General features: G+C 58.6%; 27 protein-coding genes. 16 read left to right on the top strand and 11 right to left on the bottom strand.

Features of this window, described 5'->3' with window-relative positions; all coding sequences use genetic code 11:
* Positions 1–30 precede the first annotated feature (30 nt).
* Complete coding sequence (locus I9185_RS18230; RefSeq protein WP_117869875.1) at positions 31–606, bottom strand: NYN domain-containing protein; 576 nt, start codon at positions 604–606, stop codon at positions 31–33.
* Positions 607–747: 141 nt separating this feature from the next.
* Here I9185_RS18230 and folK point away from each other — a divergent pair, with 141 nt between their 5' ends.
* The 10 genes from folK to I9185_RS18180 all read left to right on the top strand — a co-directional run bounded on the left by folK (position 748) and on the right by I9185_RS18180 (position 8,620).
* Positions 748–1,317 (top strand): 2-amino-4-hydroxy-6-hydroxymethyldihydropteridine diphosphokinase, encoded by a 570-nt coding sequence (folK, locus tag I9185_RS18225; RefSeq protein WP_210093772.1) that lies wholly within the window; start codon positions 748–750, stop codon positions 1,315–1,317.
* Between the two features lie 94 nt (positions 1,318–1,411).
* Entirely contained in the window at positions 1,412–1,765 is a 354-nt protein-coding gene (gene rpoZ, locus I9185_RS18220; RefSeq protein ID WP_117869873.1) for a DNA-directed RNA polymerase subunit omega, read from the top strand.
* 26 nt (positions 1,766–1,791) lie between these two features.
* Positions 1,792–3,924 (top strand): bifunctional (p)ppGpp synthetase/guanosine-3',5'-bis(diphosphate) 3'-pyrophosphohydrolase, encoded by a 2,133-nt coding sequence (locus I9185_RS18215; RefSeq protein ID WP_171637571.1) that lies wholly within the window; start codon positions 1,792–1,794, stop codon positions 3,922–3,924.
* A 16-nt stretch (positions 3,925–3,940) separates the two neighbouring features.
* Positions 3,941–4,639 (top strand): DUF2062 domain-containing protein, encoded by a 699-nt coding sequence (locus tag I9185_RS18210; protein WP_171724853.1) that lies wholly within the window; start codon positions 3,941–3,943, stop codon positions 4,637–4,639.
* Positions 4,632–5,378, top strand: a complete 747-nt coding sequence (locus I9185_RS18205; protein ID WP_171637569.1) for a pyridoxine 5'-phosphate synthase — start codon at positions 4,632–4,634, stop codon at positions 5,376–5,378. The genes I9185_RS18210 and I9185_RS18205 overlap by 8 nt, the downstream gene beginning before the upstream one ends.
* The gene (locus I9185_RS18200) at positions 5,375–5,998 is read left to right on the top strand and encodes a LysE family translocator (protein WP_210093771.1); all 624 of its coding nucleotides are present in this window, start codon (positions 5,375–5,377) and stop codon (positions 5,996–5,998) included. The genes I9185_RS18205 and I9185_RS18200 overlap by 4 nt, the downstream gene beginning before the upstream one ends.
* Entirely contained in the window at positions 5,995–6,414 is a 420-nt protein-coding gene (gene acpS, locus I9185_RS18195; protein WP_171637565.1) for a holo-ACP synthase, read from the top strand. Before I9185_RS18200 ends, acpS begins: the two co-directional genes overlap by 4 nt.
* 60 nt (positions 6,415–6,474) lie before the next feature.
* A complete protein-coding gene (lepB, locus tag I9185_RS18190) occupies positions 6,475–7,314 on the top strand; it encodes a signal peptidase I (protein ID WP_171229134.1) in 840 nt (279 codons plus the stop codon).
* A complete protein-coding gene (rnc, locus tag I9185_RS18185) occupies positions 7,311–7,988 on the top strand; it encodes a ribonuclease III (RefSeq protein ID WP_171637563.1) in 678 nt (225 codons plus the stop codon). The genes lepB and rnc overlap by 4 nt, the downstream gene beginning before the upstream one ends.
* Positions 7,989–8,143: 155 nt before the next feature.
* Positions 8,144–8,620, top strand: a complete 477-nt coding sequence (locus tag I9185_RS18180; RefSeq protein WP_171637561.1) for a hypothetical protein — start codon at positions 8,144–8,146, stop codon at positions 8,618–8,620.
* A gap of 51 nt (positions 8,621–8,671) precedes the next feature.
* On the opposite strand, the gene I9185_RS18175 is transcribed toward I9185_RS18180, so the two are convergent.
* Positions 8,672–10,054 (bottom strand): multicopper oxidase family protein, encoded by a 1,383-nt coding sequence (locus I9185_RS18175; RefSeq protein WP_210093770.1) that lies wholly within the window; start codon positions 10,052–10,054, stop codon positions 8,672–8,674.
* Positions 10,055–10,214: 160 nt separating this feature from the next.
* On the opposite strand from I9185_RS18175, the gene era reads away from it, so the two are divergent.
* The 3 genes from era to I9185_RS18160 all read left to right on the top strand — a co-directional run bounded on the left by era (position 10,215) and on the right by I9185_RS18160 (position 11,885).
* Positions 10,215–11,123, top strand: coding sequence for a GTPase Era (gene era, locus I9185_RS18170; protein WP_171169156.1), 909 nt, complete (start codon positions 10,215–10,217; stop codon positions 11,121–11,123).
* Positions 11,120–11,449 (top strand): DUF1491 family protein, encoded by a 330-nt coding sequence (locus I9185_RS18165; protein ID WP_171724856.1) that lies wholly within the window; start codon positions 11,120–11,122, stop codon positions 11,447–11,449. The genes era and I9185_RS18165 overlap by 4 nt, the downstream gene beginning before the upstream one ends.
* A gap of 112 nt (positions 11,450–11,561) precedes the next feature.
* The gene (locus I9185_RS18160) at positions 11,562–11,885 is read left to right on the top strand and encodes a SemiSWEET transporter (protein ID WP_171637557.1); all 324 of its coding nucleotides are present in this window, start codon (positions 11,562–11,564) and stop codon (positions 11,883–11,885) included.
* 56 nt (positions 11,886–11,941) lie between these two features.
* Here the strand turns inward: I9185_RS18160 and I9185_RS18155 are convergent, their stop codons facing one another.
* The 3 genes from I9185_RS18155 to I9185_RS18145 form a co-directional block, all read right to left on the bottom strand.
* Complete coding sequence (locus I9185_RS18155) at positions 11,942–12,331, bottom strand: VOC family protein (RefSeq protein WP_171637555.1); 390 nt, start codon at positions 12,329–12,331, stop codon at positions 11,942–11,944.
* Between the two features lie 194 nt (positions 12,332–12,525).
* A complete protein-coding gene (locus I9185_RS18150) occupies positions 12,526–13,530 on the bottom strand; it encodes an IS30 family transposase (RefSeq protein ID WP_210093769.1) in 1,005 nt (334 codons plus the stop codon).
* Positions 13,531–13,745: 215 nt separating this feature from the next.
* Positions 13,746–13,997, bottom strand: a complete 252-nt coding sequence (locus I9185_RS18145) for a hypothetical protein (RefSeq protein WP_171637553.1) — start codon at positions 13,995–13,997, stop codon at positions 13,746–13,748.
* Positions 13,998–14,191: 194 nt separating this feature from the next.
* Between I9185_RS18145 and recO the strand changes: the two genes are divergently transcribed.
* Entirely contained in the window at positions 14,192–14,917 is a 726-nt protein-coding gene (gene recO, locus I9185_RS18140) for a DNA repair protein RecO (RefSeq protein ID WP_171169330.1), read from the top strand.
* Here recO and I9185_RS18135 read toward each other — a convergent pair.
* From I9185_RS18135 to I9185_RS18125, 3 genes are all read right to left on the bottom strand, one after another.
* Positions 14,901–15,293: an META domain-containing protein gene (locus tag I9185_RS18135; protein WP_171637551.1), complete on the bottom strand. Its 393-nt coding sequence runs from the start codon at positions 15,291–15,293 to the stop codon at positions 14,901–14,903. The two genes, recO and I9185_RS18135, sit on opposite strands and share 17 nt — an antisense overlap.
* A gap of 40 nt (positions 15,294–15,333) precedes the next feature.
* Positions 15,334–15,888 (bottom strand): hypothetical protein, encoded by a 555-nt coding sequence (locus I9185_RS18130; protein ID WP_171637548.1) that lies wholly within the window; start codon positions 15,886–15,888, stop codon positions 15,334–15,336.
* Positions 15,889–16,140: 252 nt separating this feature from the next.
* On the bottom strand, positions 16,141–17,832 hold the full coding sequence (locus I9185_RS18125) for an acyl-CoA dehydrogenase family protein (protein ID WP_210093768.1): 1,692 nt from the start codon (positions 17,830–17,832) through the stop codon (positions 16,141–16,143).
* A gap of 144 nt (positions 17,833–17,976) precedes the next feature.
* Between I9185_RS18125 and I9185_RS18120 the strand changes: the two genes are divergently transcribed.
* Positions 17,977–18,741, top strand: a complete 765-nt coding sequence (locus I9185_RS18120) for a sulfite exporter TauE/SafE family protein (protein WP_171637544.1) — start codon at positions 17,977–17,979, stop codon at positions 18,739–18,741.
* Positions 18,742–18,745: 4 nt separating this feature from the next.
* Here I9185_RS18120 and I9185_RS18115 read toward each other — a convergent pair whose 3' ends face one another.
* The 3 genes from I9185_RS18115 to I9185_RS18105 form a co-directional block, all read right to left on the bottom strand.
* Positions 18,746–19,300, bottom strand: a complete 555-nt coding sequence (locus I9185_RS18115) for a hypothetical protein (RefSeq protein WP_348539545.1) — start codon at positions 19,298–19,300, stop codon at positions 18,746–18,748.
* A 24-nt stretch (positions 19,301–19,324) separates the two neighbouring features.
* Complete coding sequence (locus I9185_RS18110) at positions 19,325–19,615, bottom strand: hypothetical protein (RefSeq protein ID WP_210093767.1); 291 nt, start codon at positions 19,613–19,615, stop codon at positions 19,325–19,327.
* Between the two features lie 358 nt (positions 19,616–19,973).
* Entirely contained in the window at positions 19,974–21,572 is a 1,599-nt protein-coding gene (locus I9185_RS18105) for a phosphoenolpyruvate carboxykinase (RefSeq protein WP_209835297.1), read from the bottom strand.
* Positions 21,573–21,915: 343 nt separating this feature from the next.
* Between I9185_RS18105 and I9185_RS18100 the strand changes: the two genes are divergently transcribed.
* Positions 21,916–22,620 carry a response regulator transcription factor gene (locus tag I9185_RS18100; RefSeq protein WP_171169148.1) on the top strand — a complete coding sequence of 235 codons (705 nt, stop codon included), beginning with the start codon at positions 21,916–21,918 and terminating at the stop codon, positions 22,618–22,620.
* The last annotated feature ends 19 nt before the right edge of the window (positions 22,621–22,639 follow it).

Genomic DNA, 22,639 nt, shown 5'->3' with positions numbered 1-22,639 from the left:
TTTCCCCATCATGACAGGCTTGTCGCCTTGTCAGCTGTTGCTGGCAACAGCGACGCTGCGATGCTCCGTCGGCATTTCACGCGGCGGGCGACCGATGACATCGCGCAGATCTTCCAGTTCGATGAAATTGTCGGCCTGGCGGCGCAGTTCGTCCGAGATCATCGGCGGTTGGCTGCGGATTGTCGAAACCACCGATACGCGCACGCCCTGCCGTTGCAGGCTGGCGATCAGCGGGCGGAAATCCCCATCACCCGAGAACAGCACGATATGATCGACGCGCGGCGCCAGTTCCATGGCATCGACGGTCAGCTCGATATCCATATTTCCTTTGACTTTCCGACGCCCCATGCTGTCGGTGTATTCCTTGGCCGGTTTCGTGACCATGGTGAAGCCGTTGTAATGCAGCCAGTCAACCAATGGGCGGATCGGCGAATACTCGTCGTTTTCCAGCAGCGCTGTATAATAGAAGGCCCGAAGAAGCTTGCCGCGGCGCATGAATTCCTGCCGCAGAAGTTTGTAGTCAATGTCGAAACCGAGTGCTTTTGCCGCGGCATAAAGATTCGAGCCGTCGATGAACAGCGCTAGCCGTTCGTCTTTATAAAACATAAATGTTCCCTTCCGGTATAATCCAGTGCGTGCCGCGTTACGTGAGTGAGTGAGTGATAAAATGACGCGCTCTGGTACGCCTATAATTAGAACTTCTGTCGATTATCGCAAGTATGCAATGGGTCGAATGTAGGGTATCACATGAGCAAATCCATGCCAAATGCCGTTGTTGCGCTGGGCGCAAATCTCGATTTGAGAGGAAATAGTCCTGCTGTAACACTTCAGAACGCGCTTGACGCGTTATCGCGTCACGATGTGGTGATTCGCTCCGTCAGTCGTTTTTTTTCCACCCCGTGCTTTCCCGCCGGGGCCGGCCCGGATTATGTGAATGCTGCGGCGCTGATTGCGACGGAGAAATCTCCGTCGCAGCTGTTGCAGGTGCTGCACGAGGTGGAACAGGAATTCGGGCGTGAACGGGTGCAGCGCTGGGGGATGCGGACGCTGGATCTGGATCTGGTCTGTTTCGAAGATCAGGTCCTGCCGGATCGAGTCACGTTTGATCGCTGGCGGACCCTGCCGACCGACGCGCAAAGGCAAGAGGCACCGGATCAGTTGATCTTGCCGCATCCGCGCCTTCAGGATCGCGCCTTTGTCCTGGTGCCGATGGCCGATATCGTGCCCGACTGGCGTCATCCGGTTATGGGTCGCACGGTCTGCGAGATGATCCAGACCCTTCCCGCGGTAGAGGTTGCGGCGGTCACGGCGCTGTGATCCGTGCAAATGCAGCATTTCCTGCTTGTCAAGGCGCGGATTCGCGCTTAGATAAACCCCTTCCTGACATGGATTCAGAAACGGAGAGCGCCCAATGGCCCGCGTGACGGTTGAAGATTGCGTAGACAAGGTTCCAAACCGGTTCGAGCTGGTGATGCTCGCCGCCCATCGGGCGCGTGAGATTTCCGCCGGTGCAGCGATTACCGTTGACCGCGACAACGACAAGAACCCTGTCGTGTCTCTGCGTGAGATCGCCGATGAAACCCAAAGCGCGGACGAACTGCGCGAGCGTCTGATCGAAGCCAACCAGACCCAGATCGAGGTTGATGAGCCCGAAGAAGATCAGATGGCGCTGCTGATGGGTGCCGAAACGGACAAACCCGCCATGGACGACATGTCGGAAGAGAAGCTCCTGCGCGCTCTGATGGAGGCTCAAGGGCAGGGGTAAGCCCTGAAGACGAAGGTGCGGACCGGATGATTTCTGCTGACGATCTGATTGCGCTGGTCCGCAACTACAATCCCAAGACGAATGCTGACCGCATTGCGCTGGCCTATGAATTTGGCCAGCAGATGCACGAAGGGCAGTTCCGCCATTCCGGCGAGCCCTATTTCACTCATCCCGTTGCCGTTGCCGCCATCCTGACCGAACAGCGTCTGGATGATGCGACCATAATCACGGCGCTGCTTCACGACACGATCGAAGACACCAAGGCCAACTATGGCAAGGTGGCTGAACTTTTCGGGGATGAAGTCGCCAAACTGGTCGACGGCGTCACCAAGCTGACCAATCTGCAACTGTCCAGTCGCGAGACCAAGCAGGCCGAGAACTTCCGCAAGCTGTTCATGGCCATGTCCAAGGACTTGCGCGTGATCCTGGTCAAGCTGGCCGACCGTTTGCACAACATGCGGACGATCAAGGCGATGCGTCCCGAAAAACAGATCGTCAAAGCCCGCGAGACGATGGACATCTACGCACCGCTTGCGGGCCGGATGGGTATGCAGTGGATGCGCGAGGAACTGGAAGACCTGGCTTTCCGTGTTCTCAATCCCGAAGGCCGCCAGTCGATCATCCGTCGCTTTATCACCCTGCAACGCGAAACCGGCGACGTGATCCATCGCATCACTGGCGACATGCGGCACGAGTTGGAAAAGGCCGGGATCGAGGCCGAGGTGTTCGGCCGAGCCAAGAAACCCTATTCGATCTGGCGCAAGATGCAGGAAAAGGATCAGGGCTTTTCGCGCCTGTCCGACATCTATGGGTTCCGCATCATCACCCAGACCGAGGAAGACTGCTATCGAACCCTGGGGGCCATCCACCAGCGCTGGCGCGCGGTGCCGGGGCGCTTCAAGGACTACATCAGCCAGCCCAAATCGAACGGTTACCGCTCGATCCACACCACGGTGTCGGGCCGGGACGGCAAACGGGTCGAGGTCCAGATCCGCACCCGCCAGATGCACGACGTGGCCGAAACCGGGGTCGCGGCGCATTGGTCCTATCGCGACGGTGTGCGCACCGAGAACCCGTTCGCCGTCGACCCGGCCAAATGGATTTCCAATCTGACCGAGCAGTTCGACAACGAGGAAGATCACGAAGACTTCCTCGAGGCCGTCAAGCTCGAGATGTATTCGGACCAGGTGTTCTGTTTCACCCCCAAGGGCGACGTGGTGAAGCTGCCGCGTGGCGCGACGCCGATCGATTTTGCCTATGCCATTCACACCCGGATCGGTCATGCCTGTGTCGGGGCCAAGGTTGACGGGATCCGCGTTCCGCTCTGGACACGGCTCAAGAATGGCCAGTCCGTGGACATCATTACCGCCGATGGTCAGACGCCACAGGTCACGTGGCTGGAGATTGCAGTCACCGGCAAGGCGCGTACCGCCATTCGCCGCGCCCTGCGCGAAGTGGATCGGGAACGATTCATCAAGCTGGGCAAGGAACTTGCCCGTTCCGGGTTCGAGCACGTGGGCCGCAAGGCGACCGACAAGGCGCTCGATACCGCAGCAAAACACCTGCGCCTGAAAGACCGGCACGAGCTGCTGGCCCGCCTTGGCAGCGCCGAACTGACCGCACATGAGGTGGTTCAGGCCGTCTATCCCGAACTTGCCAAGGACGACGGCGACGCCATTCCGCTGCGCCGTGCGGTGATTGGCCTGGAGCCGGGGCAGAAGTTCGACCGGGCCCCCTGCTGTCAGCCGCTGCCGGGGGAACGTATCGTCGGTATCACCTATCGGGGCAAGGGCGTGGTCGTGCATGCCATCGATTGCGATCGGCTCAGCGAGTTCGAAGGCGAACCTGACCGGTGGGTCGATCTGCACTGGCATTCGGGCACGCACCCGGCCGTCTATGGCGCGACGCTGGATCTGACCATTGGCAACGATGCCGGGGTTCTGGGGCGTATTTGCACATTGATCGGCGAGAAAAAGGCCAATATCTCGAACCTGGAATTTGTTGACCGCAAACCGGATTTTTACCGCCTTCTGATCAATGTCGAACTGCGCGACCTTGAACAGCTTCATTCACTCATGCTGATGCTGGAGGCGGAAAGCGACGTTGCAGCGGTCGAACGTTATCGGGACCGGACCAAAACCGCGACCGCGGCTGGCTGAGAAGGGGTGATCACGGGTGGTATTCAAGCGCCGAGACCGACGCTCTCCAGTCCAGATTGCATCGGATTTCGTCTATCCGCGTGGCGGATGGACCCGCGCCTTCCATTACGTGAAACACCGCGTCCGGCGCTTGCCGGATACCCCTGACCGGATCGCGCGCGGTATAGGGGCGGGTGTTTTCGCGGCCTTTACGCCGTTTTACGGGTTGCATTTTCTTGTCGCCGCCATCGGTGCCCGGCTGATCAAGGGAAATATTCTGGCCGCGCTCAGCGGCACGTTTTTTGGCAACCCGCTCACCTATGTTCCGATCGGGGTGATCTGTCTTCAGACTGGGCATTTCCTGCTGGGGACAGAATACGAAGAAGGCGACACACAAGGGCTGATGGGCAAATTCGCCAGCGCCATAGGGGACCTCAAGAACAATTTTCTGGCGTTGTTTACGGATCGCGTGGCCGACTGGCACGGGCTGTCGCAGTTCTACGATGACGTCTTCTATCCCTATATGATCGGTGGGATCATTCCGGGCGTCGTTGCGGGGGTGATCTGCTATTACCTCAGCCTGCCGCTGATCCTGACGTATCAGCAGCGCCGCCGCGCCAGGATCAAGGCGAAGTTCGAGGAAATCAAGCGTTTGGCCGAAGATTCGGCTGCCGTTTCTTCGGCAGAGCCTCTAGGCTCGGGCAGAAACATGCAAAAGGAATCGAGTGATGTCTGAGAACCATCTGCGTCTGGGTGTGAACATCGATCACGTGGCCACCGTGCGCAATGCGCGGGGTGGGGATTATCCAGATCCGCTGCGCGCTGCCAAACTGGCGGAAGAAGCGGGGGCGGATGGCATCACCGCGCATCTGCGCGAAGATCGACGCCATATCTCGGACGCCGATATCGACGGGTTGATGGAGGTTCTGTCGGTGCCGCTGAATTTTGAGATGGCCGCGACGCCCGAGATGCAGAAAATCGCCCTGCGCCACAAGCCTCACGCGGTCTGCATCGTGCCTGAAAAGCGCGAAGAGCGCACGACCGAAGGCGGGCTTGAAGTCGCGCGCGAGGAAAACAAGCTGGCGCATTTCATCGCGCCCCTGCGTGAGGCCGGCTGCCGCGTGTCGATCTTCATTGCCGCCGATCAGCGTCAGATCGAAGCCGCGCATCGCATTGGTGCCGAAGTGATCGAGCTGCACACCGGCGCCTATTGCGACGCCCATGCCGAAGGTCGCATGGAAGATGCCGAACGCGAGCTTGAGTCGCTGCGCCAGATGTCCACCTTCGCCCATTCGCTTGGGCTCGAGGTTCATGCGGGCCATGGCCTGACCTATGACACCGTAAAACCGGTTGCCGCTTTCCCAGAAGTAAAAGAGCTGAATATCGGTCATTTCCTGATTGGCGAGGCGATTTTTCTGGGCATGACCCCGGCCATTCAGGCAATGCGTCGCCTGATGGACGAGGCGCGCGCGTGATCACCCCCGGCTTTGTCGCCATCTGGTTCGCCTGGCTGATGGCCGGGGGCTCTCCGGGCCCCGCCACGATGGGCATTGCCGGAACCGCCATGAACGAAGGCCGCCGCGCTGGTCTGGTCTTCGCGCTGGGCATCTGTGCCGGGTCCGCCGCCTGGGGCATTGCCGCAGCGCTTGGCCTGTCGGCGATCATGCTGGCCAATGTCTGGGTGTTCGAAGTGATCCGCTATGTCGGCGTGGCCTATCTGGGTTGGCTGGCCCTCAAGGCCTTGCGCCGCGCGATGACCGCGGATGAGGTCGCTTTGGGCAAGCCGGTCACGGGCGCGCTGCCGACGATCTTCGCCAAAGGTGCCGCCATCCACCTGACGAACCCCAAGGCGATCCTTAGCTGGGGCTCGATCTATGCCATCGTCGCCCCCAGCGATGCCAGCCTGTCGACGCTGCTGGGCTATTTCACCATGCTCTATGCTGGATCGTTGATGATTTTTATCGGCTATGCGTTTCTGTTTTCCTCCGAACGCCTGGTTCGAACCTACCGCCGCGCCCGCCGCTGGTTCGATTTCGCCTTTGCCGGGTTCTTCGGGGTGGCGAGTTACAAGATCCTCACGGTGCGGTTGTCATGATCCTCGGAATCGGCACAGACCTCGCAAACATCGACCGCATCCAGGGCACGCTCGACCGGTTCGGCGACCGCTTCCGCAACCGGGTCTTCACCGACACCGAACAGCGCAAGGCCGAACGCCGCGCCGATACGGCCGGAACCTATGCCAAACGCTGGGCCGCGAAAGAGGCCTGTTCCAAAGCGCTCGGCACCGGCCTGCGCATGGGCATTTCGTGGAAGGACATGGCCGTCACCAATCTGCGCACCGGCCAACCGGTGATGCACGTGACCGGCTGGGCCGCCGAGCGCCTCAAGGAAATGACCCCCGACGGGCACGAGGCGATCATCCACGTCACCCTGACCGATGATCACCCCTGGGCGCAGGCTTTTGTGGTGATCGAGGCGCGTCCGGTTCAAGATCAGCCCGCGCAGCCTTGACTTGCCCCCATCCCCCCCGCATGTAGCAGCGAAGCCAAGCAAAGAACTGGAGCGAGCAGAATGGCCGAGGACGCCAAAACCGGAAATCCCGTCTGGGAGACGATCAAGACCATCGTCTACGCGCTGTTGATTGCCGGCGTGTTCCGCACCCTCTTCTTTCAACCGTTCTGGATCCCCTCGGGCTCGATGAAGCAGACGCTGCTGATCGGCGATTTCCTCTTCGTCAACAAGATGGCCTATGGCTATTCCTACGCATCCTGCCCCAGCCTGATCATCCCCAGCGTCGGCCTGAACGTGGATGCCGAAGATATCTGTGGCTGGATGCAGGGCGAAGACAATACCCGTATCTGGGGCGGTGATCCCGAACGTGGCGATGTCATCGTCTTTCGCCATCCGGTCACCGGGCGTGATTATATCAAACGCCTGATTGGGTTGCCGGGCGACCGGATCCAGGTCCGCAATGGCCAGATCATCCTCAATGGCACTCCGGTTCCTCAGCAGCCCGACGGCGTGTTTACTGAAATTGCCGAACCGCAAGGCCCGCAGCGCCTGCGCCCCCGCTGTGAAAACGGCCCTGTTGGAATCGGTGGTACCTGTGAAAAGTCGCGCCTGATCGAAACCCTGCCCAACGGTGTGTCCTATGACGTGCTGAATATCGGCAACCAGGCATCGGACAATACCGGCATCTATACCGTGCCCGAGGGTCATTATTTCTTCATGGGTGACAACCGTGACAATTCCAGCGACAGCCGTCTGCCGCAATCTGCCGGTGGTGTCGGATACGTGCCTTACGAAAACCTGATCGGTCGTGCCGACCGGATCATGTTCTCGTCCGCGGGCCGTTCGATGCTGTTCTTCTGGACATGGCGCGGTGATCGGTTCTTCAAGGCGGTCAATTGAAGCTCTCGGCTGAAATAAAGGCGTTCCAGCGGCGATTGGGGTATGAGTTCAAAAACCCCGAACTGCTGGTGCGCGCGCTGACCCATGGCTCGGTGTCTTCGTCCACCCGCCCCGACAATCAGCGGCTGGAGTTTCTGGGAGACCGGGTGCTGGGCCTTGTTATGGCCACTGCGCTGCTTGAAGCTGACAAGAAGGCGTCCGAGGGTCAGTTGGCCCCACGGTTCAACGCACTGGTCCGCAAAGAAGCCTGCGCTGACGTGGCCCGCCAGATTGACCTGGGCGCGGTGTTGAAACTCGGCCGGTCCGAGATGCTGTCCGGTGGCCGTCGCAAGCAAGCGCTGCTGGGCGACGCGATGGAGGCCGTGATCGCTGCCATCTATCGGGATACGGGGTTTGAGGCCGCCCGCGATGTCATCCTCGCCCTCTGGGGGGACCGCATCCACAAGGTCGAGGCCGACGCCCGCGACGCCAAAACCGCGCTTCAGGAATGGGCGCAGGCGCGCGGCCAGAAACCACCCAGCTATGTCGAGGTCAAACGCAGCGGCCCCGACCACGCCCCCGTCTTCACCATCGCCGCCCGCCTTCAGGACGGAACCGAGGCACAAGCCACGGCAGGTTCCAAGCGCCAGGCCGAACAGGCGGCCGCCAAGGCCTTGCTGGAGCGGGTCGGCTGATCTCAGTTTAAGCTCGGCCTGTCACAAACTTCAATCTAACTTGAAGACTATAGAAGCCACGACAGGCGACCTGTATCTGGGTATCAGTCGTTTTGGCACCAGTCAGGCTACGGCAGGTCAAAGCACTCAGAAAACAACATAAAAAAGGCAATCTAATGCAACGTGCAAAACTCTCGCTCGTCAATATCGGCTTTCTGTTCATTGCCGGGTTTGTGGCAACCATGGCCTTCGATTTCTGGGGGCAGGTTGTCAGTCCCGGGATCGGCTGGGCCAACCTGTCACCCGAAGGTCTGGCGCAGAGTTTGCTGTCCAGTCTGGGCCTGCCCAGCAACGCTTTTCTGGGCTTCTTTGTGCATTTCTACATTGTCGGCCTGATTGCCTATCCTTTGGGTTGGTTCCTTATTTTCCAGCCAATCTGGGTCAAGGTTCTGGGTCCGGCCCACATCTTTGTAGCCTCGGCAATCTATGGTTTCGGTCTGTGGGTGTTTGCTATCGGAGGTGTCACGACCTTTGCCGGTCTGCCACCGTTCCTGAACTTTGTCGGCATCACATGGGTCGCGCTGATCGGACACGTTTTGTACGGTATCGTGTTTGTGGCCGTGCTGAACCCCATCCTGCGCCGTCACCCGTGATCTGACCCGTACTATCCGTCGGTCCGGTGTCGGGCCGACGGTTTTCATTGATCACTCCACGCGAATGAACCCGGTCAGCCCGGTTTTCTGATGTTCGATCACATGGCAATGAAACGCCCAGTCGCCGGGGTTGTCCGCCACCAGTGCGATATCCGCCACCTCATCCTTCAACAGCAGCATCGTGTCCGTCATCAGCGGTGGCAGGGTGCGCAGGTTGGATCGCAGCGGCACGAAGGCCAGCCCGTGCAGGTGGATCGGGTGCAGATTGGGCGATTCATTGCGCAATCGCAAAACATAGCTCTTGCCCCGTTGCAGCACGGCCAGCGGCCCGGTTTCCTGCGCCGCATCGCCCGGCCAGGGTGTGCGGTTGATCGACCAGAAACTATAGCCCAACGACCCGCAGAACCCGTCATTCGGGGCGCCGCCTTCCGGGGTCCAGCCGAACACGAATTCATGCAACTCGGCCTGATCAAGATCTGGGCGCGCGACAGGGTTTGCACGCAATGGGCGCAGCTCTCTCAGATCGCGCGCCGCTGATGTGCCGGTCGCCCGCAAGCGCGCCATGGCGCGATGTGGTTGACCGGGAAACTTGGCTATCAGGTCCGCCGACTGCCCTTCGCCCTCGGGCATCCGGACGGCAATATCCACCCGTTGACCGGGGCCCAGCAACAGCGGTTCGTCCGCCGTTGGCACCGGCAGATCGATCTCGACCGGATGCCCGTCCCAGGCGATGATCCGGGTCTCGGCCCCCTCAGGATGCAACCTATAGATGCGGGTCGTGTCTGTGTTGACCACCCGCAGCCGCACCAGACTACCCGCCGTGTGTTCATAGACCGCCTCGCTCTGCCAGTTGGCGGTCTGCACCGTGCCAAACGTGCCCGCCCGCGCCGCACCTCGCGCCGTATAGGCCGGCAGGAACGCGTCATTCTCGTCCAGACGGAAATCCCGCAGATTGACCACCTGCTCGCTGTCGAACCCCGGCTCGTCCGGCTCGGCAATCACCATCACGCCGGTCAGCCCGCGCGCCATCTGGTCCATCGTCATGCAATGGGGATGATACCAATACGTGCCCGCATCCGGCGGCGTGAACTCATAGGCGAAACTTTCGCCCTCGCCGATGGGCATTTGGGTCAGGTAGGGCACCCCGTCCATCCCGTTTCGAATGCGCAGCCCGTGCCAGTGCATCGAGGTATAATCCGGCAAGGTGTTGCGAACGCTCAGCCGCATAGGCTCGCCCTGCCGCCCATACAGAATCGGCGGCGGCGCATCGGGCGACAGGCTGACCATCCCTGTGGTCAGCCCTTCGCGCAGCCGGCAACTGGCGGGTTGCAGCACCAGCTCCTGCGCCGCATTGCCTGCCGCCAGCGACCATCCGCCCAACCCAAACGCACCAGCGGCGGCACCGCTTCCAAGAAGAAACTCGCGACGTTTCATGACAACCTCACTGAAAGGATTTGCTGCCGGGCTGGAACTGGCTGGGCATCTAATCCTGTCCTGCCACTGCAAGCGCAGGGCTGCAATGCGACAAATCCCTCTGGCCCGCCGCCCCTTTCTGCTATAGGGGGGCGCAGTTGCAGACAGGATTGCCAGACACATGACCACACGCGCCGGATTTATCGCCCTGATCGGAGAGCCCAATGCGGGCAAATCCACCCTCCTGAACCGCATGGTCGGGGCCAAGGTGTCGATCGTGACGCATAAGGTGCAGACCACCCGCGCGCGTATCCGCGGCGTGGCGATGGAAGGCGACGCGCAACTGGTCTTCGTCGACACGCCGGGCCTGTTCAAACCCCGCCGCCGACTGGATCGCGCCATGGTCGCCGCCGCATGGGGCGGGGCCGCGGATGCCGACATCGTTGTGCTCATGGTCGAGGCGCATCGTGGCATTACTGAAGGCGTCGAGCGCATCCTTGAAGGTCTGGAAGAGATCGGGCAGGGCCGCACGATCGCGTTGGCCATCAACAAGATCGACAAGGTGCCGTCCGAGAAGCTGCTGGCGCTGACCAGTGACCTGAACGCGCGCTACCCGTTTGCCGAAACCTTCATGATCTCTGCTGAAAAGGGACACGGCGTCGAGGACTTGCGCAAGTGGCTGGCCTCTGAACTGCCTGAAGGCCCGTGGTTGTATCCCGAAGACCAGATCGCCGATCTGCCCCTGCGCATGATCGCCGCCGAAATGACGCGCGAGAAGCTGACCCTGCGTCTACATCAGGAATTGCCCTATCAACTGACCGTCGAGACCGAAAACTGGGAAGAGCGCAAAGACGGCTCTGCCAAGATCGATCAGGTCATCTATGTCATGCGCGACGGCCACAAGGGCATCGTTCTGGGCAAGAAGGGCGAGACGATCAAGGCCGTCAGTCAGGCCGCACGGGCCGAGCTGGAAGAATTCCTCGACCGCAGGATTCACCTGTTCCTGCAAGTGAAGGTCCGGCCCAATTGGCTGGAAGAATCCGAGCGGTATTCGGAAATGGGGCTGGATTTCAAAGACGGAAACGCATGACGCGGCTGACGGCGGAATTCTGGGTTCACGCCTATCTGGCGCGGCTGCGATTTCAGGATATCCCGGCCTATGTGGTTGCCCATGGCGATGACACCGCAGGCGCAGTTCTGGTCAAGCTGAACACACTAAACGGGCAGGCCGTTGCCTTCCAACGCAGCTTTGATCTGATGAGTGGCGAACGGAAATGGGTCGAACTCTCGTCCGGCCTTGAAGGTGACGTGGACCAGGCCATTCAGCGCCAACGCAGCTTTGACCCCGACCTCTGGGTGATCGAGGTCGAAGACCGGCAGGGGCGGCACCTGCTGGGCGAAGAAGGGCTGGAGTGACCACGGTACAGACGGGTCTTTGACGCAGAGACCAAAATGACTATTTTACCCCGGCAATTACACTGGCAGGGCTGGCTTGCCCTGTGGACAGGCGCAACCAAGAGGTGCTTTCGTGGCTAAAACGCTTGCTGAGAAACTGGAAAAATCGGAACTCGGCCACTGGATGCAGCGTTTCGAAAGCTTCATGGTCTTTGTCGGGGTTGTTGGTCCTTTTGCCACGCTTCCGCAACTGATCAAGCTCTACTTCACCCATTCCGAACACGCTACTGGTCAGTCGCTTCTGTCCTGGTCGCTTTATGCCGGGCTGTCCTTCCTGTGGTTCGCATATGGTCTGGTGGTCGGCAAGTTGCCCATCTATGTGGGCAACGGTATTTCGATGGTGCTGAACCTGCTGATGGTCATAGGAATTCTGGTTCATGCGGGTGTGACGTTCTGAACTTCACGCTGGCTTGGGTCTTTCTTGTTCGCGGTCGCAGACGATGCTCGGGGCCATCAATCCGCGTCGCCAAAATAGACAAAGCTCATCTTGTTCCCATCGGGGTCGCGTGCGTAGGCACCAAAAAAGTTTGGGCCATATTGGGGGCGGTCCCCCGGATCACCTTCGTTTGTTCCGCCATTTGCAAGCGCGGCCGCGTGCGCCTCACGCACTTCCTCTGTGCTTTGGCACAGCAGGCCAACCATGTTTCCGTTGCCGATCGTCGCGTCTTTTTTGTCGAACGGTGTCGCGACCCATATGCATCCGCCGCCGCGCAGCTCATAACATACGGCATGCGGCATATACTCAGCGACGACCTTTCCGCCGATCCGGGGCATAACCGCGTCGTAATAGCTGCGTGCCTTGGCAACGTCGTTGGAACCGATCATGACGTAATTAAGAGACATTTTAGGAATCCCGTTTTAGAACATAAGTAGAACATTATGGCCTGAACGGGATTAAAGCAACGCATTCTTTTGCCCGCAGTTGGCGATACCCCGGACGACAGACGGGGTTTCCATCGACCAAGGGGCAGCAGGCGCGTTCTGCCGGTGTGAGCGATACTTGAACCGCGACTTTTGTTGGCTTCAGGGTAGGGGTCTCACCGCAATTCCTCCAGCATCTTTTCTCTGAAGACCTCTGCCGGCGTCTTCCATCCGAGGCACTTGCGGGGCGTGTTGTTGAGACGGTCACAGAGCATCTTCAGGTCGTGATCTTTCATTGTCCTGATGTCACGCTTGCGGGGCAACCATCTTCGTACCCGGCGATTGGTGTTTTCAACGGTGCCTTTCTGCCACGGACTGGATGGATCACAGAACCAGGTCTGCGTTCCGATCTCTGCCTGAAGGTGCGGCCAGCTGACAAATTCGCTACCGCGGTCAAACGTGATGGATTTCCGCGCTAGGTGGGGCAGGTCACGGACAGCTTTCATGATCTTTCCCATGACGGGCTTCGTGCGCTTGTTGGGGTTCTTCAATAACACTGTGAAGCGGCTAACGCGCTCGACTAGCGATGTGACATTAGCTTGTCCAAGCTTCTGTTTGAACAGGATCAAGTCAGCTTCCCAATGACCAAACTGGCGTCTGTGGGCAACATCATCAGGTCGAAAGAGAATGCTGACATCTCGATCAAATTTTGGAGCCTGACGCTTTCTGGCACGACGTGGTCTACGGGACTTGCGATGCTCTGGCAGATACCACCACAGCTCTTGTGCCATGCCTTCCTTGGAATAGATGTAGCGATAGATCGTTTCCTGGCAGACCCGCAGCTTGACGCCTTCATAGATCATGCGATTGCCAATCTGCTCTGGTGTCCAGCCATTCTTAAGGCGCGCGATGACACGCTGACAGAGACCAGGATAACGGATCAGCTTGCGTTGAACGGAACGACGTTTCTGCGACTGCAAGTGAGCGGCGGATCCGAAGTAACCAGCGTAATTCTTAGGAACGGAGTCATCCGCCCAGAAGTTACGTTTGATTTCACGGAAAATCGTTGATTTGTGGCGCTTCAGAACCCGCGCCATTTCAGCGACAGGGACCTTCGCGTGCCACCAGTTTTCTATTCTACGACGTTCAGACAGCGACAGTTGCGAATAAACAGCTCCCATGGCAATATCCTCTCATTAGATAACATGTTGTTTTCTAACAAAAGTCGCACTTCAGGGTAGCGCGCTCCGGGGCACATTGGTGATCTGAGGAATGGCGGCGGGTTCATTTTGAGGCACAACGGAATCCACCGTGGTCAGGTCTGGTCGCTATATCGGACTGGACCGTTGCAATGAAAAGCCGATGCTCTGCCCTTCAGTCTTTGCATGTCTTGGGATTACGCGCCATGTCCGCCGTTCCACCCGTCTTCGTACTCGCCCAACACCCTGGACAGGTGCAGCAGAGAGGCAGAAAAGCGTGCATAGACATCCCTCGACAACATCGGCTTGTTGTCATCCAAAACCTGCACAAGTTCGACGATGGCTGACGCAAATGTCTCATAGACCTGCATGTCTGCCGCCGTTGGATCCGGTGTCCAGATTTCGAGTTCGTCGTAATATGTGGCGGGTTTCGGTTCGTCATCGATCATGCTGCGGCCCCTTTTGTTGAAGCGCAGTTGGGGGTCGTAAAAACACGTACAAGCCGGGTGGCGCGAAGTCACAAAACTATGGCAGCTTCGGAAAAGAACACGCGCTGAAAAGGGGTTGAAGCACTTCCGCTCTTGCGTGCCAACGTCGCTTGGGATTTTCTGCGAACCAACCAAACCAGCAACAGGGTCAGGTTTTGGACTGGCGCGATCACGGAATACTCCTGACATTACGCCGCCATGGTGAAACAGCGGCGATCATCGAGGTCTTTACCGAAGGCCACGGGCGCCACGCAGGTGTGGTGCGCGGCGGGACCAGCCGCAAGATCGCGCCGATCCTGCAACCTGGGGCGCAATTGGACGTGCTGTGGCGTGCGCGGCTGGAAGAACATATCGGCACCTTTCAGGTCGAACCCCTGCGGTCCCGCGCGGCAGCCGCTTTTTCAGGGCGGCTGGCCTTGTCCGGGCTGAACGCGGTCGTTTCGCTGTTGTCCTTTTGTCTGCCCGAACGGGAACCACACCCCGCGCTTTATTCCCGGACGGAACAGTTGATGGATCTGTTGGGGCAGGACGAGGTCTGGCCTCTGGCCTATCTGCGGTGGGAGCTCGCGTTGCTTGACGAACTTGGCTTTGGCCTTGATCTGACAGCCTGCGCCGTGACCGGTGTGACCGAAGGATTGATCTATGTATCCCCCAAAACAGGCCGTTCCGTCAGCGCCAATGGCGCCGGGGAATGGGCTGACAAGCTGTTGCCTCTGCCGCCTTGTCTGCGAGGTGAGGGCACTGCGCCCGATGCCGAGGTCGCAGAGGCCCTGCGCACAACCGGATATTTCCTGGAGCACCGCGTTGCTCCGTCTTTGGGGCATAATCCGCTGCCCGAAGCGCGGGCTCGGTTCGTGGATCAGGTCACTCGGCGGCTGTGAACACCATCTCGTGCCCGTCCTCATTGCGCAGAATCAGAACATTGCCTGACACCTCGGATTGGGTCATGGCCATGAGGGCGGCAAAGTAGACCCCTTCCGCCTCGAGTCCCGCGCAGGCGGCGCGCGTCGCGTTGAGGTTCTGAACCTCAAACCAAGGGTAAGGCGCGTTGAGTGTTCCGTCATAGCTGTTGCAAGGAGCGTTGCCGGCAATCCTGCCTTCTTCCGGAAACCGCAGCAGAGCGCTCGCCTCATAGGGCTGACCATCGATCTCCTGCAGCACCCAAATCTGGTCCGCCGCACCATAGGCGGCGACGGTTTCGTCCTTGTCGCATTGGAACAGTGCCAACAAGGGCAGGGTCAGGATCAGACGAGTCATGGCTGGGTCTTAGCGCATAGGGGATGTTGTTGGAACCGGATCAGTAAGGAAGAGACCCGTTCAGCAGTTGCGCACGCACTTCCTGCCGGGGTTTCCAGTTATAGCGCGTATCTTCACGCACCGGCGCCCAGAACAAGGCACCGCTGTTGCGCCATGGGTCGAGGATGATACCGTCATACATTGTGTCCCCCTTGGCGCTGATCGATGCCGAATGGTGGATGATGCGAAACGGGGTCGGCGGCGACGTGGCCCAGTTCAGGTCCAGCGTCTGGAAATTTTCCTGCCGCAAGCGTTTGGTCATCGCTTCGGCCCAGTCATTGCACAGGCCCTTTTCGCGGAACCCGTTGATGACCTTGGCGTTGTGGATGATAGCCGGGTCGGTGACATTCCAATCCCGTGCCAACTGCTGCGAGTAGGAATAGGCGATTGTGGCCGCCCTCTGAGCCTCGGCCGGATCGACATCCGACCCGAGCGCCTGGATCGACTGAGCCAGCGCATCAATATCGTTCCGGCTCACCGTCGGTTGAGACGTGGTGCAAGCCGCCAGAGCAAGAGCCGCAAGAACAGCACACATGGCAAGGAAAGATCGGGTCATGCGGTATCCCAAAAGTTAATTTCGACGTCTCGTGTTCGGCTGATGCTCTACCGGTGAAAGGGGCGGGATCAAAGGGGGAAGTTTTGAAACACGTGGGTCATTTGTGACCGTCACGCGGGCTACGAGGGGCGATGGTATGTTTTGTACAAAACACACTCTGCATGGTTCGGACCGCGTACAGATTGTACAAAACAGGAAAAAGACCCGGCGCAAGCGCCGGGCCAGTCGGGGAAACAGGGCTGCCGGAATGGGTCACCCGAGCAGACGTCGTGCGATGACCTGTGCCTGAATCTCGGCCGCCCCTTCGAAAATGTTAAGAATACGCGCGTCGCACAGAACGCGGCTGATCTTGTATTCCAGTGCAAAGCCGTTTCCGCCGTGGATTTGCAGCCCGTTGTCCGCCGCAGCCCAGGCCACACGCGCGCCAAGCAGCTTGGCCATACCGGCCTCTAGATCACAGCGCTGGCCGTGGTCTTTTTCCCATGCGCTGAAATAGGTCAGCTGGCGCGCGATCATGATCTCGACCGCCATCATTGCCAGCTTGCCCGAGACACGCGGGAAGTTGATCAGCGATTTGCCGAATTGCTTGCGGTCGACGGCATATTGCATGGCGATATCCAGCGCGCTTTGCGCCACGCCGATGGCGCGCGCGGCGGTCTGGATACGGGCACTTTCAAAGGTTTCCATCAGCTGTTTGAAACCCTTGCCTTCTTCACCGCCCAGCAGGTTTTCACCCTTGACGTGAAAGCCGTCAAAGCCCAGCTCGTATTCCTTCATGCCGCGGTATCCCAGAACCTCGATCTCACCACCGGTCATGCCGGGGGTGGGGAAGGGATTGTCGTCCGTGCCGGGTGTCTTTTCCGCCAGGAACATGGACAGGCCGCGGTGATCGGTGCTGTCGGGATCGGTCCGCGCCAGCAACGTCATGACATGGGTCCGCGCGGCGTGGGTGATCCAGGTCTTGTTGCCGGTGATCCGGTAATCACCGTTCTCGTCCTTCACGGCACGGGTGCGCAGGCTGCCAAGATCCGAGCCGGTGTTGGGTTCAGTGAAGACAGCCGTCGGCAGAATTTCAGCGCTGGCCAGTTTTGGCAGCCAGTTGGCTTTTTGCTCGTCCGTACCGCCGGCAATGATCAACTCGGCCGCGATTTCCGAACGCGTGCCCAGCGAGCCGACGCCGATATAGCCACGCGACAGTTCTTCGGAAACGACGCACATGGATGCTTTGGACAGTCCGAAACCGCCAAACTCTTCCGGGATGGTCAGCCCGAAAACGCCCATTTCCGCCAGTTCTTCGATGATTTCCAGCGGGATCAGCTCATCCTTGAGGTGCCATTCATGGGCATACGGTTCGACCTTTTCCTGCGCATAGCGGCGGAACTGGTCGCGGATCATTTCCAGTTCTTCGTCCAGGCCCGACGCGCCGAACATTGTGGCGCCGGCCTGATCTTGCATCAGCTCGACCAAACGGCTGCGTGCGGCTTGTGAATTCGCCTGCGCCATCAAGGTCTGTACTTCGGACGACTGAAAGCCCGACAGCGCATCCCAGCCGAGACCCATATCCTGAAGGCGCACGACTTCGCCCTGGTTCATCGGGATGCCGCCTGCGACCTGATGCAGGTACTCGCCAAAGGCGATCTGGTGAAGCAACTGCTCGACCTCACCGAACTTGCCTTCGGCCTGAAGTGCTTCGGCCCAGCGCTGCATCTGTTGCAGCGACTGGTTATACGTGGCCAGCCAGGCCAGGCCATGCGCGGCGGTCTGGTTTGCCTCGATCAGAGCGCCAGAGATACGGCCATCCGCCGAGACCATGTCGCGCACGGATTCACGGGCTTTTTCAAAAACAGCTTCTACCGCGGGTAGGGCAGCCCGGGTCAAATTCAGAAGATCGGGCAAAACTGCAGCAGTTGTCATCTCGGTCATATCCTGTCCGTCGTGGGCCATGAATCGCGTCCTTTCCTCGGTCGTCTGGTCATATCATGCTGCACGTGCAGCGCAACAAAAATACTTATTACGCTGCGAAAAAGTTCAAAAATTACCCCACCATTTTTGCAATGCAGAAGAAAATCCAGATGATATCTAGGGGGCATGACCCTGTTTTCCATTCTTTCCCCGCAGGAACTGTTGTTGGCCATGGCAATCGCGTTTGCCTCTGGTTGGGTCAAGGGCATGGTTGGTTTCGCGATGCCCATGATTTTGGTATCAGGGTTGAATTCATTTCTGCCGCCGGATCTGACCCTGGCGGGACTTATCCTGCCGACGCTGGTGACCAATGGGCTGCAGGCCCTTCGCGGTGGCCGTGTCGCCGCGTTTGCCTCGATTCGGCGCTTTCGGGTCTTCCTTGTTGTTGGCGGTCTTCTTCTGCTGCTGAGCGCACAGTTGGTCGCATTGATCCCAGGGTCTGTCTTTCTGGTTCTGATGGGCGGCTTTGTGTCAGTTTTTGCGCTGTTACAGGTTCTTGGGTTCAGAATGGCGCTGAACCAACCCTCGACCGCAGTCGAGGCTGTGGTTGGTGGCTTGGCTGGGTTTGTTGGCGGCATGTCAGGAGTTTGGGGGCCTCCGACAGTTGCCTATCTGACGGCGCTGAACACCCCCAAGACCGAACAGATTCGAATTCAGGGCGTAATCTACGGTTTGGGGGCGGTTTTGTTGCTGGTCGCACATCTTGGATCAGGCATTCTGTATGCAGAAACACTTGAGTTTTCGGCAGCCCTGATCGTTCCGGCCCTGGCCGGGATGTGGATCGGCATGAAGCTGCAGGACCGTATTGATCAGGCAAGCTTTCGCAAGGCGACCTTGTTGGTATTGCTGATCGCGGGCCTGAACCTGCTTCGACGCGGTTTGGTGGGGTAACACGTCAGCCCGAGCGCTTGTCGGCAAACCGGAAAGCAAAATACAGGCCCAGCATCAGAAAGAACAAACCCGAGATATCGCCGATCAGGAATGCGATATATTCCACCGTCGCGCTGCCAAAAGCCAGGTTGGTCAACCCGGAGACAAGGAAGGACGTTACGATTCCGATGCCCATCACACATATCCAACAGGGTTTGCGATCCGGACGGGGAAACAGATCCCACCCGATTGCCTTGAGAAGATAGAACACGATCGGGGCCGTCAGAACCGCAATCGCCATGGCCATCAGGCGGCTGGGCAGGAACACATCCGTTTGACCCAAATAGGCAAAAACGATGAACACGCCGGGCAACAATGCGAAAACGGCGCGCCACCCCAACAGCCACGCCGACAGAACCCGCACGCCATGCGGCAGAAACAACAGGCTCGCCCTGCTTGGGTATTCCGGGAAAAACACGTTCTGTAACGGCATGAGGACGGCGAATGTAAGGAACGACGCCAGCACATAGGCCAATGAGGCCAGAAGCGTTTCAGTAGCCCACCCGCGCAAAGTAATCACGGCCTCTTGCGCGGGTGGATCGCATCATTTGGGTGCATGAACGATATACCGTCCCCGGTTGGTGCTGCCGCTTTGAGAAAGATAGCCTTTTTCGACCAGCGACTTCAGTGCGCGAAAGAATGTTGGGCGCGAAACACTTTGAACCAACGTGTGCTCGATCAGGCCGAATGTGCGCACTTCCTGATCGGACTTGGAAAGCTCTTCGGCGGCATAGTAGATGTCGCGTTCAACCGGAGATAGTTTTTCCAGGCCTAAAGTGCGCTCCATGCTTTGCATCAATTTGCGCAGTTCGGTGAGTTTCGAGATCTCAGTCATAATGTTACCTATCGTTTGCCGTGTCATTTGCCGCCTAATTGCGACTGTTTGAGCCATGCTGAATGATGCGCAAGTCAGCAGGTCTCGTGTTGACACTCATCCCCATTTACTTAGACTAGGTGACTGATTAGGTTGCTCAATCCAGCGTTGTGAGTGTGCGCACATGAGCAACCCCCAATCTAATTTCAGTCAGTGCCCGGCGCAAAAGTGCCGGGTTTTTTCGTCTCAGCGATTATCAGGGCTAGCGCAAATTTCATTTTGAAACAACGCAATTGTATGTGCTTTTTGCGACAAACAACCTTAGGGAGAAGCACAGTGAGTGTAGTAAAAAAGGGGCGCTGTGGCCCCTTTTCCTGATTTATCCGATTGCGACGGCTTTGATGTCGTCATCGATGAAGGGCAGATATTGTTCAAAGTTCTCGGCAAACATCTGCACCAGTTTTTCGGCCTGTTTGTCAAAGGCTGCCTGATCGTCCCAGGTACGGCGCGGGTCTAGCAGAACTTCGGCAACCCCCGGGACAGAGACTGGAACGTCAAAGCCGAAATTGGCATCCTTGCGGAACTCGGCGTCGCGCAGGGACCCTTCCAGAGCGGCGGTCAGCAAGGCGCGTGTCGCGCGGATCGGCATCCGGCTGCCCACGCCATAGGCGCCGCCGGTCCAGCCGGTGTTCACAAGCCAGCAGGTCGCGCCGTGCTGGGCGATCTTGTCCCTCAGCAGGTTGCCGTATTCCTCAGGGCGACGGGGCATGAACGGCGCGCCGAAACAGGTCGAGAATGTCGGCTGCGGCTCGGTGATGCCGCGTTCGGTCCCGGCGACTTTTGACGTGAAACCCGACAGGAAGTGATACATGGCCTGTGCCGGCGTCAGCCGCGCGATCGGAGGCAGAACGCCAAACGCGTCGCAGGTCAGCATGATGATATTCTTCGGGTGACCACCCAGTGCGCTTTTGGATGCGTTCGAGATATATTCAAGCGGATAGGCGCAGCGCATGTTGGCGGTCAGCGAGTCATCGTCGAAATCCAGTTCCTTGGTTTCGGGGTCGAAGACCATGTTTTCGATCACGGTTCCGAACTTCGAAGTGGTGGCATAGATTTCCGGCTCTGCCTCGGCATTCAGGTTAATGGTCTTGGCATAGCAACCGCCTTCGAAGTTGAAGGTGCCGCGATCGGACCAGCCGTGCTCGTCATCCCCGATCAGTATGCGCGAAGGATCTGCGGACAAGGTGGTCTTTCCGGTGCCGGACAGGCCAAAGAACACGGCCGTATCGACCGGGTTGCCAACAGCATGGTTGGCCGAGCAGTGCATCGGCATCACGCCTTTTTCAGGAAGCATGTAGTTCAGCAGGGTGAAAACGGACTTCTTGTTTTCACCGGCATATTCAGTGCCGCCGATCAGGATCAGTTTGCGGTCGAAGTTCATCGCAATCACAGTCTCGCTGCGGCAGCCATGCTTTGCCGGGTCGGCCTGAAAGCTGGGGCAGTTGATGACAGTGAAGTCGGCCGTGAACTCATCCAGATCTTCGCGGTCCGGGCGACGCAGAAGGTGGCGGATGAACAGGTTGTGCCACGCCAGCTCGGTAACCATTCGTACATTGATTGCGTAAGCCGGGTCCGCACCACCGACGAGGTCCTGCACGAAATAATCGCGGCCCTTCATGTGAGCCAGCATGTCTTCGTACAGCGCGTCAAAGCCCTCGGGGCTCATTTCGGCATTGTTTTCCCACCAGATGGTGTCGGCAACGGTGTCGGTCTTGACGACGTGTTTGTCCTTTGGCGACCGGCCGGTGAACTTGCCTGTGGTAACCAGGAACGCTCCACCATTGCCAAGTGTGCCTTCGCCGCGCTTCAGTGCCTCTTCGATCAGCGCCGGCTCCATGAAGTTGTAATAGACATTGCCCAGACCCTCGATGCCCTGATCTTCGAGGCGGAATTGCGGGTTAACCCGTCCAGATGTCATGTGTGTCTTCTCCTGTGGCGGCGCGAAGGTCGTTGGCCGTTGCGCCTTTGGGGCAGTGAGCCGGGAAAACCGGCGGCTGAGCGCGTCTTATCACGGTCGTTCATGGCATGAACAGGCGGGTTTGACGCAGTTAGCGCAACCAAGTCCGGGTTTAGCGCCATCAGAAATTCAATGTCGGAAAAGCGGGCAGATTTTTGCGGGCATAAAGGCAAATTTGCCGCAGACCTGCCGCAACAAAGGCATGATTCGCAGTTACGGATTGATTCGGCGTCTTAAAACCGCCAACAATGCCTTACAAATAAGCGAATTATTGCGCGAGTGAGCAGGAATAGGGGTGAGCCCGATGTCAAAGATTGCACTTGTGGATGACGATAGAAACATTCTGACGTCTGTATCCATGACCCTCGAAGCCGAAGGTTTCGAGGTTGAAACATATAATGATGGCCAGGCCGCGTTGGATGCGTTCAACAAGAAACTGCCGGACATGGCTGTTCTGGATATTAAGATGCCGCGGATGGACGGCATGGATCTGTTGCAACGGCTGCGTCAGAAGACGCAAATGCCGGTGATCTTTCTGACCTCGAAAGACGATGAGATCGACGAGGTTTTGGGCCTGCGCATGGGCGCGGATGACTATGTAAAGAAACCTTTTTCGCAGCGTCTGCTGGTCGAACGCATTCGGGCCTTGCTGCGCCGGCAAGAGGCGACAAGCGGCGATGCGGTCGCATCCAACAGCAATGACACCAAAGTCATGGAGCGCGGCGACTTGCGGATGGACCCGCTGCGCCATGCGGTCAGCTGGAAAGGTAATGATGTGTCCCTGACCGTGACCGAGTTCCTGCTGCTTCAGGCGCTGGCCCAACGTCCGGGATTCGTCAAAAGCCGCGACCAGCTGATGGATGTCGCCTATGATGATCAGGTCTATGTGGATGACCGGACGATCGACAGCCACATAAAGCGTCTGCGGAAAAAGATGCGCGCGGCTGATCCCGAGTTCTCGGCGATCGAAACCTTGTATGGTATCGGTTACCGGTACAACGAAGAATAGGCGCCGCCGCCTGCAAGAG

Origin of the sequence: Ruegeria sp. HKCCSP346 (assembly GCF_017872595.1) — a bacterium.
Lineage (GTDB): Bacteria > Pseudomonadota > Alphaproteobacteria > Rhodobacterales > Rhodobacteraceae > Ruegeria.
Note: the sequence above shows the minus strand (reverse complement) of the source record. Positions and strands in the feature narration are given on the sequence as shown.